This is a genomic window from Streptomyces sp. ITFR-6, from assembly GCF_031844725.1.
Lineage (GTDB): Bacteria > Actinomycetota > Actinomycetes > Streptomycetales > Streptomycetaceae > Streptomyces.
Window position 1 is genome coordinate 2,735,231 of sequence record NZ_CP134612.1, and the last position, 14,775, is coordinate 2,750,005.

Below are 14,775 nucleotides of genomic sequence, written 5' to 3' on the forward strand. Positions count from 1 at the left end.
ATGGCTTCCGGGAGGCACGACAGGCAAGAGATCCGCCGCCGGTTCGCGGCCGAGGCGCGGTCCGAGCGGCCGGATCTGGCGCTGCTCTGCCTGCTGCTAGCGGCAGAGGCGGATCCCGCGCTGGACGCGAACGGCATCGACGCGGCGCAGATCGAGCTGGACCGGCTCGCGGGCCTGCTGCCGTACGGGCTGCGCGGCGGCCGGGCCTGGGCCTCCGCACTCTCCGAACTGCTCGGTGAGCGGTACGGGTTCGAGGGTTCGTCGGCGGAGTACCAGCGCCTTGAGTCGTCGCTGCTGCACGAGGTGCTGCGGCGCCGGCGCGGCTTGCCGATCCTGCTGTCCGTGGTGTGGATCGAGGTGGCCAGGCGGGCGGGCGCCCCGGTCTACGGACTGGCGCTGCCGGGCCATTTCGTGGTCGGTTTCGGTGATCCGGAGGAGCGGGTGCTGGCCGATCCGTTCGCCGGCGGCCGTCCGCTCTCGGGCCAGGACGCGGAGCTGCTGGTGACGAGCACCACCGGGGAGCCGCTGGAGCCGTCGATGCTGGTGCCCGCGCGGCCGCTGGAGACGGTGCTGCGGATCCTGAACAACATCCGGGCCTGGGCGGCGGCCCGCCCGGAGCGCTCCGACGTGGCGCTGTGGGCGGTGGAGCTGTCCCTCCTGCTGCCGTCGCACCCGGCCAGGCTGCGCTACGAACGGGCCCAGCTGCTGGTCCGCAGCGGGGAGTTCCTGCGCGGGGCGGCGGAGCTGGAGGAGTACGCGGACGTGGTCGCGGACGTCGAGCCGGAGGCCGCGGAGGCGGTCCGGCGCGCCGCGCGGGCGGCCCGTGCCCGGCTGAACTGACCCGGGCACGGGCCGCCCGCGCGGCGCCCCGCATACTCAGCCGCCGGACGGGCCCGGTCCCCGCAGCCCCGCGTGCAGCAGGTACTCCTTCCGGTCGAGCGGGTTGTGGTCGGTGCGGGAGCGGCTCGGGGCGGAGCCGACGACCGCACGGTGCGAGGCGAACGCGGATTCGAGCACCCCTTCGCCCCGGGTCAGCGACGGGAGCCGCTGCTGCAGTTCATGCACCCTGGCCGCCGGGATCTCGCCCTCCAGCACGCAGTTCGCGCCGTCCAGGGACGGCGGGCCCGGTACGGCCGTCAGGTGGGCGAGGACGGGCAGGAGCGGGCCGAGCGCGTCCGCGGGCAGTTCCAGCCTGAACCGGTGCATCGGCTCGTACACCGTGGTGCCCGCCCGCCGGAGCGCGGTCATCAGGACCAGCGGGGTCAGGCTGCGGAAGTCCCCGGCGGTGCTCGACATGGACTTGTCGAACGTGCCGTGCGCGTGGCTCTGGCGGGGCCAGTAGCCGGAGTGCGTCATGGTGACCGTGCAGTCGGTCACCTGCCATCCGTTCAGGCCCTGGCCGAGCGTCTCGAACACGGTCTCCTCCACCGCCCGCATCAGGGAGTACGGCATGGAGCCGAGCTCCACCTCCAGCCGGTAGTCCACCCCGCTGCCGGCCGGGGCGGGATCGACGCGCAGGCCGACCGTCGCGAGAAAGGGATTGTCGTCCTTGTCGATGATCTCGAATGCGGCACCGGTGCCGGAAGGCCGTTCCAGACAGATGGTCGTGGTTTCGCGGAAGGTGACGTCGATACCGAATTCCTCCGCGAGCGTCGCCTCGATGACTTCCTTCTGCACTTCACCGTAGAGCGATACGGAGACCTCCTTACGGATGTCGTCCTGCCGCAGATCGATCAGCGGATCCTGTTCGGCTAGCTGTGCGAGGGCGAAATGCAGTTCGCCCCTCGACGCGGGCGCTTCCGGTACGACGACGGATTCCAGGGTGGGCGGGGCGAAATGGTGTTCCCGGGCCCCTTCCGGCGCGACACCGACCGCGTCCCCGATCCGGATGTCACCCAGTCCGCGGAGCTTCGCGATGCGTCCCGGTCCGACCGATGGACGGGGCGCGTCCGAGCCGTCCTCGAAGACGTTGATCCCGGTCACCCTGGCCTCACGGGCAGCGTCCGGTCCGCGCCCGAACGGCAGCCGGTCGCGGGTGCGTACGGTGCCGGAGAACATCCGGACGTACGCGAGCTTCTCGCCCGCCGGGCCGCGTTCGACCTTGAAGACGGTGCCGGAGACCGGCCCGTCGACGTCGTCGCGCGCGCCGGGCAGCAGTTCCTTGATCCCGCTGGTCAGCGCGGCGATTCCGGCCCCCGTCACGGCCGAGCCGAAGTACACGGGGTGGACGAGCGCCCGCCCGGTCTGGGCTGCCAGCTCCTCGTGGAGCCGGCCGGACGCCAGCCTGTCGCCGCCCTCTACGTACGCGGTCAGCAGGGCGTCGTCGTGCTCGGTGAGCAGGTCCGTCAGCCGGCCGGTGAGCCGGGGGTCGTCGGACGCGTAGGACGGGCAGTGCGCGTCGCGGGTGCCGAGACCGGTGACGGCCGGGCCCATCGCGACGGCGTTCGGCGTGAGCTTCTCCGTGATGCCGCGCAGCACCCGCTCGTACCGGGCTCCGGCGCGGTCGGTCTTGTTCACGAAAACGAGTGTCGGGATGCGCAGCCGCTGGAGCGTCCTCATCAGTACGCGGGTCTGCGCCTGGACGCCCTCCACGGCGGAGATGACCAGCACCGCGCCGTCGAGCACGCTCAGCACCCGTTCCACCTCGGCGATGAAGTCCGGGTGACCGGGGGTGTCGATCAGGTTGACGGTGACGTCGTCGATATCGAACGAGACGACCGCGGACTTGATCGTGATGCCGCGTCGCCGTTCGAGCGCGAGGGAATCGGTCCGGGTGTTCCCGTCGTCGACGCGGCCCAGCTCGTCGATGATTCCGGCGGTGTGGAGCAGCCGCTCCGTCAGGCTTGTCTTACCGGCGTCGACATGCGCCAGAATGCCAAGATTCAGCGTGTGCACAGAACTCCATGTTCTCAGTTTCGGTGTGAATTCCCGTCTGAACGAACATGTGAGATCGGCGCATGGAAGTCTCCTGGCTCTGTCGGCTTGTGCGGTGAGTACAGCAGCCGGGCCGATGACGGTGCAACCGAATTACCGGGCCGCGGACCGGCCTCCGGCGCGGTGAGGAACTGTCAGCGGACGACCGGTCCGGAAAAGTCCAAACCTCACCCCGGCGCGGCGTGCCGTCCAACGGGTGATTATCCGTGCTCCGCCACTCGATGAGCCCATGGCGTAGCTCCAATGCGGCGCTCTCCGATGGCGCGCTCCCGCGTTCCGGCTGACGGTGGATCACGAGCCACTGCGCCACTACGAGTCGGCATTCCGCCACTCCTCGCAGTCGCGACGAAAGGAAATGTGTTCAGATGCGCTCTGCCCGCACACTGTTCGCTACGGCCGCCGTCACGGCGGTCCTCACGGTCACCGCTCCCTCCGCCTACGCCATCGCCGTCTCCAACGACGGGGGTCACGACAGCGGCTCCTCCTCCCGGAGCGAGGAGCACGGCAAGTCCGACGAGGGCGGCAAGTACAAGGACGAGGACAACGAGAAGCCCCGCGGCGGCGTGCACACCGGCGGCGGCGCCCTGGCGTCGACGGTCGCCAAGGAATGGCAGCCGGACAGCGACGAGGGCGGCAAGTCGGCGAAGTCGGACGACGAGGGCTGGAAGAAGGACAAGCCCAGCGGCGGCATGCACACCGGTGGTGGCGCGATGGCGATGACCGGCAGTGGTCTCGCGGCCGGTTCGCTGCTGCTGCTCGGTGGCGTCGGCGTCGGCGCCTACAAGCTGCGTCGCCGCCAGGCGACGGGCGGCGCGATGGCCTGACCCGACCGCTCTGCCGGCCGGTAGCTCCACTGTCGCGGCCGTCGTCCCTCCGGGCGGCGGCCGCGGCGCCTTCGTTTCCCCGCACCCTCGCGCCCTCGCCACCGCTGTCCCGCGCAGACGAAAGGCTCGTTCCCATGGCCGCCCCGCAGTCGCCCGGTTCACCCTCCTCCCGGACTGCCTCCGACACCGTCACCCTCGGCCGCGCCCTGCTCTGGCCCGCCGCGGCGGCCGGTCTCGGCATGCTGCTCATCTACAACTCGGTCGGCTCCGCGGCCGACGACAAACCGCCCGCCCCGCCCGCGGCCGCCGCATCCGCCGCCCCCGCGCCCGCGTCGGCCTCCGCCGCCCCGAAGACGGCCGCCCCGGGCCCGTCCCTGCCCCGCTCCGAGCCGAAGCGGCTGCGGATCCCGGCCATCGCGGTGGACGCGCCGTTCACCCCCCTGTCGATCGGCTCCTCCGGCCGGCTCGACGCGCCTCCCCCGAACGACAAGAACCTGGCCGGCTGGTTCAAGGACGGCGTGACGCCGGGCGAGCGCGGGGCCGCGATCGTGGCGGGTCACGTGGACACGACCACCGGGCCCGCGGTCTTCCTGCAGCTGCGGTTCCTGCAGCCCGGCTCCACGGTCGACATCACGCGCACGGACGGCACGGTGGCCACGTTCAAGGTCGACACCGTCGAGACGTTCAGCAAGGCGAAGTTCCCCGACAAGCGGGTGTACGCCGACACCCCGGACGCCCAGCTGCGCCTGATCACCTGCGGCGGCAACTACAACAGGACCGTCAAGGACTACGAGGACAACGTGGTCGTGTTCGCCCACCTCGACTCGTCCAGGAAGGGCTGAGGGCCGAGCACCGCGAAAATCCGCGCGTGGGGTGGGGGGTCCCTGCTAGCGTCCCCCGCATGAAGCGTGCCGCTGTGACGACGACGCCGGAGAGTGTCCCGGCGCGCTGACTGTTGACCAGTCCGAAGCCCCGGGGCGAGTGCCCCGGGGCTTCTGCTTGCGGTGACTCGCCCCTCCGTACGCGAGGAGACCGCCATGCACGACCACCGCAAGCTCGGCCGCGTGCTGGAGCTGTTCGACACCGACCCGCTGATCGGCGCGGGACTTCCCTACTGGCTGCCCGACGGCGCGGCGCTGCGGCACACCCTGGAGGAGTACATCCGCACCGAGGAGCGGCTGGCGGGCTACCGGCACGTGTACTCGCCGGTGCTCGGCAAGCGGGAGCTGTACGAGATCTCGGGGCACTGGTCGCACTACAGCGAAGACATGTTCCCGCCGATGGACCTGGGCGGCGAGCAGGTGGTGCTGCGGCCGAGCCTGTGCCCGCACCACGCGGTGGTCTACCGCTCCCGCTCGCACAGCTACCGCGAACTTCCGCTGCGGATGGCCGAGCTGGGCGGCATGTACCGCTCCGAGCTCTCCGAGTGCTGGGCGGGCTGACCCGGGTGCGGTCCATCCAGCTGAACGACGCGCACATCTTCTGCACCCTGGACCAGGTCGCGGACGAGGCGCGGTCCGCGCTCGGCATGATCCGCCGGGCGTACGAGGCACTCGGTATCCGGCCGGTCCGCTTCCGGCTCTCGCTGCCGGGACCCGGCGGGAAGTACGTCGCCGCGCCGGAGATGTGGCGGCGCTCCACCGCCCTGCTGACCGAGGTCCTCGACTCGTCCGGACTGCCCTACGAGCCGGCCGAGGGCGAGGCCGCTTTCTACGGGCCCAAGATCGACGTCCAGGTCGCGGATCCGGCGGGCCGCGAGTCGACCCTGTCCACCGTCCAGATCGACTTCCACCAGCCGGAACGGTTCGATCTGCACTACATCGGGGCCGACGGGGCGAAACACCGGCCGGTCATGGTGCACCGCAGCATCATCGGCAGTGTCGAGCGGGCCGTCGCCCACCTCATCGAGCAGCACGGCGGCGCGTTCCCCTGCTGGCTCTCCCCCACCCAGATCGTGATCCTGCCGGTCTCGGACGCCGAACTCCCGAACGCCGAGGCGCTCGCCGCCCGTTGCACCGCGCTCGGGCTGCGCGCCGAGGTCAGCGGCCGGGAACGCGGCAGCCTGGGCGCCCGGATCCGGGAGGCCCGGCTCGTCCCGTACCAGGCGGTCATCGGCGCGGCGGAGGCCGCGGACGACCGCGTCGCGCTGCGCCTGCGCGACGGGCGCCGGCTCGACCCGCGGCCTGCCGGGGAGGCCCTCGCCCGGATCGGCGCACTGGTCGTGGCGCACAGCACCGCCCTGTGAGACTAGGTCCTGCCGTTTGTGGGACCAGGGCCTGTCGCTATGGGGTGACCGGGGCCGGTTCCGCTGCGGCGTTCCGGCCGGGCCCGAGCGCCCCGGCCAGCGTGGCGGCGACGATCAGGAAGGCGAGGACGACGGTCATGGCGAGCCGGAGTCCGATGTGGTCGGCGAGGAAGCCGAGTCCGGGCGGGCCCACGAGGAAGGCGAGATAGCCCGCGGTGGAGACGGCACCGACCCGTGCCGCCGCGTCGTGCGGGTGGTCGCCGGCCACGGAGACGGTGACCGGAAAACCGAGCGAGGCGCCCAGTCCCCACAGCACCGTGGCGGCGCCCGCCATCGCCGGGCTCGGCGCGACGATCACCACCGCCAGGCCCAGCGCGGCGACGACCGCGCTGATCCGGACGGTCCGGGCCCGGCCGAAGCGCTCCAGGAGGGGGCCGCCCGCGAAGCGGCCGAGGGTCATCGAGGAGGCGAACACCAGGAAGGTCAGGGACCCGGCGGTGGCGCTCACCTCGTAGCCGTCCACCATCAGCAGCGGCAGCCAGTCGTTCGCGGCGCCCTCAGCAAAGGCCATGGCCAGCACGATCACCCCGATCACGACGAGGCGGCGGTCCCGCCACACCGCCAGTTGGCCGCGCAGTCCGCCCGGTCCCGCGGCCCCGGCCGCCTCCTCCTTTCCCGTGCCGCGCGGGATCGCGAGGACGGCCCGGACCGCGGCGGCCGCTATGAGCACCGCGACGACGGTGAGGTGCCATCCGACGGGGAACGCGGCCGCGGTCAGCCCCATGCCGAGCAGCGCCCCGACCACGGTGCCGAGGCTGAAGCAGCCGTGCAGCACCGGCAGTACGGGCCGGCCGATGACGCCCTCGACGGCCGCGCCCTCGATGTTGAACGCGACCTCGGCCAGCCCCATCCCGCCGCCGAACAGGGCGAGCCCGCCGAAGACCCCGGCCGCCAGGGACAGGCCCGTGCCCGCGGCGACGACCAGGAGCCCGGCGACGATCAGCGACGCGCCCACACCGATCGCCGTCCGGCCGCCGTAACGGCGTACGAGCGGGCCGGAGGACGTGACACCGGCCATCGAGCCGACGGACAGCCCGAACAGCACCAGGCCCATCGAGCCGGTCGAGACGTCGAGCCCGTCCCGGACGGCCGGGGTGCGGGCCACCCAGGACGCCATTCCGACACCTGCGGCGAGCATGAAGAGAAACAGGGCGGTACGCCAGCGGCGCGTAGCGGCATCCATGGCAGCGGGGCCTCAGCAGACGGATCGAGGAAGGACGACAACAGGAGCGTACGATCGTACGCCTTGAGTGTACGATCGTACGCATGAAGGATCACTTCGCGGGAGACCCCCGTACCAACCATGAGCGGATGCTGGCCGGAGACCTCTACATCTCCGATGATCCGGACATCGCGAAGGCCCAGCAGCGAGCCGTGCGCCTCGCCGCCCGGTACCTCGCGGCGTACACGGAGGACGCCGACGGCGCGCAGCCCCTGGTCGCCGAACTCCTCGGTGCCGTCGGCGCGGGCGCGCACATCCGGCCGCCGCTGTACGTCGACTACGGCACGTACATCACGGTCGGCGAGGACACGTTCATCAACTACAACCTCACCGCCCTGGACGTGGCCCCGATCACCATCGGCCGCGACTGCCAGATCGGGCCGAACGTACAGTTGCTCACCCCGACCCACCCGGTGGAGCCCGAGCCGCGCCGCGACAAGCTGGAGGCGGCCAAGCCGATCACGATCGGGGACAATGTCTGGCTCGGCGGCGGAGCGATCGTGCTCGCCGGGGTGACCATCGGGGACAACAGCGTCATCGGCGCCGGAGCCGTGGTGACGAAGGACGTCCCCGCCAACGTGGTCGCCGTGGGCAACCCGGCCCGGGTGATCCGTTCGATCTAGATCCAGCAGAGGAAGCACCGTGGCGACCGGCAGGAACGACCCCGAGCGGCGGGAGCGCATCATCACCGCCGCGCTCGACCTGATCGCGGAAGAGGGGGTCGCCGGGACGTCGCACCGCAAGGTCGCCGCCCGCGCCGGGGTGCCGCTCGGGTCGATGACATACCACTTCGGCGGCATGGACGAGCTGCTGCGGGAGGCGTTCATCCGCTTCTCCAGCAGCATCGTCGCCGTGTTCGAGGAGCGGCTCGGTGCCGCGGAAACGCCCGACGAGGCCCGCGAGGCGGTGGCCGGTCTCGTTCACCACTTGTCGAGCGGGAATCAGCGCGAACTGGTCCTCACCCACGAGCTCTACACACTCGCGGCCCGGAAACCCGCCTACCGCGAGCTGACCCGGGAGTGGATGCGCAGGAGCCGGCGCGCGCTGGAGTGGCACTTCGACCCGGCGACGGCCCGGCAACTCGACGCGCTGATCGAGGGCCTGTCCATCCACCGCGCCCTGGAGACCGAACCGCACGACCGCGCCCTGACCGTCGAGGCCATCGCCCGCATCACGCGGGGCACGGGCGGGAGTTCCTGACCCCGCACCCCCCATATCCCCTGGCCGGCACCCCACCTGACCAAGGTGCCGGCCAGGTCCGCCTCCGGAACCCGGATCACGGCCGCCCATGAGGCGTGGAGACGAACATCAAATCCTAAAGTCAACGGCACCCGGAACTGATCCCAGAACGGGTCAATTGCCTTTCTGCCGCCGTTGATTGTTGCGCACAGGCGGTTCGACTGAGGCTCTTGATGCACACCTCTTGACGTTTCCCGGGTGACGGCGGAAGCATCAACTCCCGCCGGAGAGCGCTCTCACGGGCTCTCCGGGAAGCACGTCGTGTCACCCGTACCACGACTCAGGAGACGTACGTCTATGCATGCTCCCCCCACGGAGACGCCCATGGCGCCCCCCACCGCACCCCGCCGCAGGCGACGTACCCGCACGTTCGGGCTCGCCGCATTCGCCATCTCGCTCCTCATGGCCGTCCCCACCGCGCACAACGCCTTCGGGGCGGACGCGAAGGCCATCGAGGGCGGCGGCGACCTCGGCCCCAACGTGATGGTGTTCGACCCGTCGATGCCCGACATCCAGGCCAAGGTCGACGAGGTGTTCAAGAAGCAGGAGTCGGCGCAGTTCGGTGACGGCCGCTACGCGCTGATGTTCAAGCCGGGCACGTACGACAACCTCAACGCGCAGATCGGGTTCTACACCTCGATCGCCGGTCTCGGGCTGAACCCCGACGACACCACGTTCAACGGTGATGTGACCGTGGACGCGGGCTGGTTCGACGGCAACGCCACCCAGAACTTCTGGCGTTCGGCGGAGAACCTGGCGCTCAACCCGGTCAGCGGCACCGACCGCTGGGCCGTCTCGCAGGCCGCCCCGTTCCGCCGGATGCACGTCAAGGGCGGGCTCAACCTGGCCCCCGACGGCTACGGCTGGGCGAGCGGCGGGTACATCGCCGACAGCAAGATCGACGGCCAGGTCGGCCCGTACTCGCAGCAGCAGTGGTACACCCGCGACAGCTCGATCGGCAGCTGGGGCAACGGCGTCTGGAACATGACGTTCTCCGGCGTCGAGGGCGCCCCCGCGCAGAGCTTCCCGGAGCCGCCGTACACCACGCTGGAGAACACCCCGGTCTCCCGCGAGAAGCCGTTCCTGTACCTGGACGGCGACGACTACAAGGTGTTCGTCCCCGAGAAGCGCACCAACGCGCGCGGCGTCTCGTGGGCCAACGGCGCGCCCAAGGGCGAGTCGATACCGCTGGACCAGTTCTACGTGGTGAAGCCCGGCGCGACCGCCGAGACGATCAACGCGGCCGTCGAGCAGGGCCTGCACCTGCTGTTCACGCCCGGTGTCTACCACGTCGACCAGACCATCAACATCGACCGTGCCAACACCGTGGCGCTCGGTCTGGGTATGGCCACGATCGTCCCGGACAACGGGGTCACCGCCATCAAGGTCGGTGACGTGGACGGCGTGAAGCTCGCCGGTCTGCTCATCGACGCCGGTACCACCAACTCGAAGTCGCTGATCGAGGTCGGCACCGAGGGTTCGACCACGAGCCACGCGGACAACCCGACGTCCCTCCAGGACGTGTTCGCCCGGGTCGGCGGCGCGGGGGCAGGCAAGGCCACCACCGCCATGGTGATCAACAGCAACGACACGATCATCGACCACACCTGGCTGTGGCGCGCCGACCACGGCGAGGGCGTCGGCTGGGAGACCAACCGGTCCGACTACGGCCTCCAGGTCAACGGTGACAACGTCCTGGCGACCGGGCTGTTCGTCGAGCACTTCAACAAGTACGACGTGCGCTGGTCCGGCGAGAACGGCAAGACGATCTTCTTCCAGAACGAGAAGTCGTACGACGCCCCCAACCAGGCGGCCATCCAGAACGGTGACACCAAGGGGTTCGCGGCCTACAAGGTCGACGACTCCGTCACCACTCACGAGGGCTGGGGTCTGGGCAGCTACTGCTACTACAACGTGGACCCGACGATCGTCCAGGGCCACGGCTTCGAGGCCCCGGTGAAGCCCGGAGTCAAGTTCCACGACCTGCTCGTCGTCTCGCTCGGCGGCCAGGGCCAATACGACCACGTCATCAACGACACGGGTTCGCCCACGTCGGGCACGGACACCGTCCCGTCGCAGGTGGTGTCCTTTCCGTAGGGAGACACCCGACGCGGACCGGGTCACGGCCCTTCGGTGGTCCCGGTCCCCGCCCGGACAGCGCGGTGTGCCCCGTCGGTACCTACGGCGGGGCACACTGCTGTCCGGGGCCATCGGGCGGTCAGGGCAGGAGTTCGACGTACCCGTCGGTTCCGTGCACGCGGATCCGCTGACCGTCCCTGATCAGCCCGGTGGCCCCCGCCACGCCCACGACGGCCGGCAGTCCGTACTCCCGGGCGATCACCGCGCCGTGCGTCATCAGTCCGCCGACCTCCGTCACCAGGCCCGCGATGCCGACGAACAGCGTCGACCAGCTGGGGTCCGTGAAGGCCGTGACCAGGATGTCGCCCGCTTCGAGATCGGCCTGCGCCATGTCGAGGACGACGCGGGCCCGGCCCTCGACGGTCCCGGCGGACACCGGCAGACCCGCCAGGGCGCCGTCCGGCACGTCGTCGCGGCGGTACGCCCCGCTGACCGCCTCACCATCCGATGTGAGCACCCGGGGCGGGGTGAGCGCCAGGTACGAGCGGTACGCGCCCTTGCGCTCACCGATGAGCCGGTGAGCGGCCACCTCCGAGCGCACGACGTCGCGGAGTTCCTGGAACGTCAGGTAGAAGGCGTCCTCCTTCTCGGGGAGCACCCCGGCCCGCACGAGGCGCTCGGCCTCCGCCATCAGGGCCTGCTTGTAGACGAAGTAGCGGCTGACGATGCCGTACTTCGGGTACTCCCGGTACCCGATGAAGGCCCTGACCCGGTCGATCATCCGCTTCGTCGCGTCGGCCTTCCGGTCCCCGTCGGGCAGGGCCCGCAGCCGGGTCAGCACGTCCCGCTCCTTGTGCAGCGCCTTCTGCCGCCCCTGCTCGAAGCGCTGTTCGGCGGCGCCCGGCGCGAAGTTCCGGACGTTGTCGAGGATCGCGGGGGCGAGGGTGGTGGGGCACTCGCTCCACCTCGGCCGCGTGATGTCGATCTCGCCGGCGCAGCACATCCCGTACCGGCCGAGGTAGTCCTCGATGGCCTCGCGCGCTTCGGGACCGCCCGGGACCTTCGCCAGCTCGCCCAGGAAGGCCGCGTCGTCGACGGACTCCGCGTCCCGCAGGAACGCCACGACCTCCGGCCGGGGGCGGACGACGTCCGCGACGTCGAGCAGCGCCAGTCCCATCTCCGAGGTGATGTTGCCGGGAGCGGACAGGGTCAGGGTGTCCGCCGCGTTCTTCTCGCCCAGCCAAGCCAGCAGCTGGTCGTTGAGCCACCAGGTGGCCTCCATCCCCGCCATGATCGCCCGGAAGTTCAGCGGGTCCCCGAGGACCCGCTTGTGCTCCTCGAAGGCCTCCAGCAGGAAGTCGAACAGCTCGGGTCCGCTCTTCGTCCGGATGTCGCGCTCCAGGGCGGCGACGGATTCCCGGCTGCGCTCGATCAGCTCGGGGACGATGTCCGGCTCCGGCCCGTCCGGGACGGCGTCCCCGTGCGCCGACGGGCCGGCGGGGGCCGCGTCCGGGGTCGGCGGCAGCAGGCCGTCTCGGTCGAGGACGGTCTCCAGGGCGTCCCGGACCAGCGGATCGCCCTTCCCCATGACGTCCAGGAGGGCGGCGCGGCTCTCGGGTGAGGCGAGGCGCTGGGTGACGTCGACGAACAGCCTCCCGCCCGCCTCTGGCATCGGCACCATGGCGGTCAGCTGCCACATGGAGTACCCGAGGGGCTTCATGGGGTCGGTCATCATCTGCTGATGGCCGACGGAGACGTAGACGTGATGCTCCTGGTCGCCGGCCTCGGGGATGGGGAACAGCGTCGTGATCGGCCGGCTCTGGACGATCTGGAAGTCGTCGTCGGCCAGGCACCATTCGATGTCCTGCGGGCGGCCGAAGTGCGCTTCGATCCGTCGCCCGAGGCCGACGAGCCGCACGGCCTGCTCGTCCGTCAGCGCGGGCCGCTCCTGCTGCCGGGGGGCGATCTCCACTTCCCGTGTGCCGCCGCCGGGCTGGGCGTGGACGGCGCGTTGTTTGGCGGCGATCGTCCTGGCGACGACCTCGCCGTGCCGCACCGTGAAGACGTCCGGGTTCACCAGGCCGGAGACCAGAGCCTCACCGAGGCCGAGGCCGGCGTCCACGGTGGCCGTCTTCCGGTTGCCGGTGACGGGGTCGGCCGTGAAGAGGATGCCGGACGCCTCCGGGAGGGCCATCCGCTGCACGACCACGGCCATCTGGACCGTGCGGTGGTCGATGCCGTTGCGCCGGCGGTAGATGACCGGCCCGCTCGGTGAACAGCGAGGCCCAGCACCGGCTGACGTGCCGGAGCACCTCCGCCGCGCCCACGACGTTCAGATACGTGTCCTGCTGGCCGGCGAACGAGGCCGTCGGCAGGTCCTCCGCCGTGGCGCTGGACCGGACGGCGCAGGCGGCTCCCGCACCGAGCCGGCCGAGCGCGCGGGTGATCCCCGTCGCGAGGGCGTCCGGGACGGGGGTCTCCTCGATGGTGCGGCGGATCTCCGCGCTGAGTGTGCGGACCGCCTCCCGGTCGTCCGGGTCCAGCCGCGACAGCTGTTCGAGCCGGGCGTCGAGCGACGGTGCCCGCGCGATGATCCGCCCGAAGGCGTCCGTCGTCACGCAGAAACCGTCCGGCACCCGGATGCCCTCGATCCGCGACAGCGCGCCCAGATGGGCGCCCTTGCCGCCGACGGCCTCGGTCCGCGTCTCATCGACGTCTTGAAGATCCAGCACACAACTATCGGTCATCGCCACCATTCCTGCCTGTTCTTCCCTCCGACGAGCCGGGCGCCGCGCACTCCCGCCACCACGCTGCCGGTCCCACCCATGATTCGACGTCACCGTGTCCCGCCCGCGTCGGCAGCAACACACGCGCGCCCGCCGATTTCCGCAGGTCGCGGCAACGAGCGACGATTCTGCGACCTGTACCGGGCCTTGCCGCAAGCCCCCCCCTGTGCGCTATAAGTTGAGAGTGGCAAGGAGACTCTCTTCTCCTTGCCTTTCTCATTTCGCGCCGCCGCCGCCCGGTGGCGGACTTGGTACGCGCTTTACACACCACCCGCAACCGCGCCGGGCTGCTCCATGTCTCTATAAATGTTGAATCCTTGAAGTAGTGACGCGAGCGGAGCAGGACATGCGGCGGGGCAAGGGCGTTATAGGGGTCGCGTTGCTGGTGAGCGCGGTACTCGCGGGGACGAGCGCTTGCGGTGGCAAGGGATCGGCCTCGGCCGACTCCGAAAACGGGAAGGGCGGCTCCTCCGGCGGGGCGTCCGCGAGCGCGCACCCGTCCCCGACGCACACGCATCCCACGGGTCCGCCGATGCTGCTGGAGACGATCGCGCCGCTGGACAAGGCGACGGTCGGCGTCGCCATGCCGGTCTCCGTGGTCTTCACCAACCCGGTGGCGACCTCGGCCCGTTCGAACATCGAGAAGCACCTCAAGATCTCCGCATCCGTCCCCACGACCGGTGCCTGGCACTGGATGGGCGACAAGCGGGTCGACTGGCGCCCGAAGGACTACTGGAAGTCCGGCACCAAGGTGCGCATCGACGCCGATCTGAAGGACGTCTCCAACGGCAGCGGCCGCTACGGCACGCACGGCTACACCCACTCCTTCACCATCGGCGACGACGTCCGGGCCGACGCCTCTGTCACCGGTCACACCATGAAGGTCACCCGTAACGGCGCCACGGTGCGCACGCTCTCCATCAACGCGGGCAGCGCCCAGTACCCGACCTGGAACGGCACTATGGCGGTGATCGACAAGCAGGAGAAGGTCCACATGACGTCCTGCAGTGTCGGCATCAGCTGCAACAAGGGCGATGCGAACTACTACGACCTGACCCTCCCCTGGGACATCCACCTCACCCAGTCGGGCACCTACGTCCACTTCTCCACCGGTGACACCAACCCGGGCAGCGGCAGCGCCCTCGGCTCGCACGGCTGCGTGCACCTCTCGCTGGCCGACGCGAAGTGGTTCTACGGCCAGGTGAAGCAGGGCGACCCCGTCACGGTCACCGGCTCCCCGCGCGCCAAGGCGTCGGCCGACAACGGCTACGCGTCCTTCAACCTCTCGTGGCCCCAGTGGCTGGACGGAAGCGCGAGCGGCGCGAAGACGACGGCCTCGCTGTAGCGGGACACGGCCTGTCCGGCTGAGCGTTCCGCCCGGCGGCC

9 protein-coding genes and 2 pseudogenes are annotated in these 14,775 nt (G+C 70.7%); 8 read left to right on the plus strand and 3 right to left on the minus strand.

Going from position 1 to position 14,775, the window contains the following annotated elements; genetic code table 11:
• On the plus strand, positions 1–840 hold the full coding sequence (locus RLT59_RS12145) for a transglutaminase family protein (protein ID WP_311303416.1): 840 nt from the start codon (positions 1–3) through the stop codon (positions 838–840).
• Positions 841–876: 36 nt separating this feature from the next.
• Here RLT59_RS12145 and RLT59_RS12150 read toward each other — a convergent pair whose 3' ends face one another.
• Entirely contained in the window at positions 877–2,895 is a 2,019-nt protein-coding gene (locus RLT59_RS12150; protein WP_311303417.1) for a GTP-binding protein, read from the minus strand.
• A gap of 404 nt (positions 2,896–3,299) precedes the next feature.
• On the opposite strand from RLT59_RS12150, the gene RLT59_RS12155 reads away from it, so the two are divergent.
• The 3 genes and pseudogenes from RLT59_RS12155 (at position 3,300) to thrS (ending at position 6,003) form a co-directional block, all read left to right on the plus strand.
• Positions 3,300–3,758 carry a hypothetical protein gene (locus RLT59_RS12155; RefSeq protein WP_311303418.1) on the plus strand — a complete coding sequence of 153 codons (459 nt, stop codon included), beginning with the start codon at positions 3,300–3,302 and terminating at the stop codon, positions 3,756–3,758.
• Positions 3,759–3,892: 134 nt separating this feature from the next.
• A complete protein-coding gene (locus RLT59_RS12160) occupies positions 3,893–4,600 on the plus strand; it encodes a class F sortase (protein ID WP_311303419.1) in 708 nt (235 codons plus the stop codon).
• A 195-nt stretch (positions 4,601–4,795) separates the two neighbouring features.
• A pseudogene (gene thrS, locus RLT59_RS12165) lies at positions 4,796–6,003 on the plus strand (threonine--tRNA ligase).
• A gap of 37 nt (positions 6,004–6,040) precedes the next feature.
• On the opposite strand, the gene RLT59_RS12170 reads toward thrS, so the two are convergent.
• Positions 6,041–7,246 carry an MFS transporter gene (locus tag RLT59_RS12170; RefSeq protein WP_311303420.1) on the minus strand — a complete coding sequence of 402 codons (1,206 nt, stop codon included), beginning with the start codon at positions 7,244–7,246 and terminating at the stop codon, positions 6,041–6,043.
• A gap of 83 nt (positions 7,247–7,329) precedes the next feature.
• Between RLT59_RS12170 and RLT59_RS12175 the strand changes: the two genes are divergently transcribed.
• From RLT59_RS12175 to RLT59_RS12185, 3 genes are all read left to right on the plus strand, one after another.
• Positions 7,330–7,908, plus strand: a complete 579-nt coding sequence (locus RLT59_RS12175; RefSeq protein ID WP_311303421.1) for a sugar O-acetyltransferase — start codon at positions 7,330–7,332, stop codon at positions 7,906–7,908.
• Between the two features lie 19 nt (positions 7,909–7,927).
• Positions 7,928–8,485, plus strand: coding sequence for a TetR/AcrR family transcriptional regulator (locus RLT59_RS12180; RefSeq protein WP_311303422.1), 558 nt, complete (start codon positions 7,928–7,930; stop codon positions 8,483–8,485).
• Positions 8,486–8,821: 336 nt separating this feature from the next.
• Entirely contained in the window at positions 8,822–10,621 is a 1,800-nt protein-coding gene (locus RLT59_RS12185; protein ID WP_311303423.1) for a pectate lyase-like domain-containing protein, read from the plus strand.
• A 121-nt stretch (positions 10,622–10,742) separates the two neighbouring features.
• Here the strand turns inward: RLT59_RS12185 and rph are convergent.
• Positions 10,743–13,350 (minus strand): annotated as a pseudogene (gene rph / locus RLT59_RS12190) (rifamycin-inactivating phosphotransferase).
• 385 nt (positions 13,351–13,735) lie between these two features.
• Between rph and RLT59_RS12195 the strand changes: the two are divergent.
• Complete coding sequence (locus RLT59_RS12195) at positions 13,736–14,734, plus strand: L,D-transpeptidase (protein WP_311307696.1); 999 nt, start codon at positions 13,736–13,738, stop codon at positions 14,732–14,734.
• Positions 14,735–14,775 lie beyond the last annotated feature (41 nt).

Bases quoted from the DNA above. Each gene is read 5' to 3' on its own strand.
- RLT59_RS12155 (WP_311303418.1), top strand. From the start codon at position 3,300: ATGCGCTCTGCCCGCACACTGTTCGCTACGGCCGCCGTCACGGCGGTC.
- RLT59_RS12185 (WP_311303423.1), top strand. From the start codon at position 8,822: ATGCATGCTCCCCCCACGGAGACGCCCATGGCGCCCCCCACCGCACCC.
- RLT59_RS12145 (WP_311303416.1), top strand. From the start codon at position 1: ATGGCTTCCGGGAGGCACGACAGGCAAGAGATCCGCCGCCGGTTCGCG.
- RLT59_RS12175 (WP_311303421.1), top strand. From the start codon at position 7,330: ATGAAGGATCACTTCGCGGGAGACCCCCGTACCAACCATGAGCGGATG.
- RLT59_RS12160 (WP_311303419.1), top strand. From the start codon at position 3,893: ATGGCCGCCCCGCAGTCGCCCGGTTCACCCTCCTCCCGGACTGCCTCC.
- RLT59_RS12170 (WP_311303420.1), bottom strand. From the start codon at position 7,246: ATGGATGCCGCTACGCGCCGCTGGCGTACCGCCCTGTTTCTCTTCATG.
- RLT59_RS12195 (WP_311307696.1), top strand. From the start codon at position 13,736: ATGCGGCGGGGCAAGGGCGTTATAGGGGTCGCGTTGCTGGTGAGCGCG.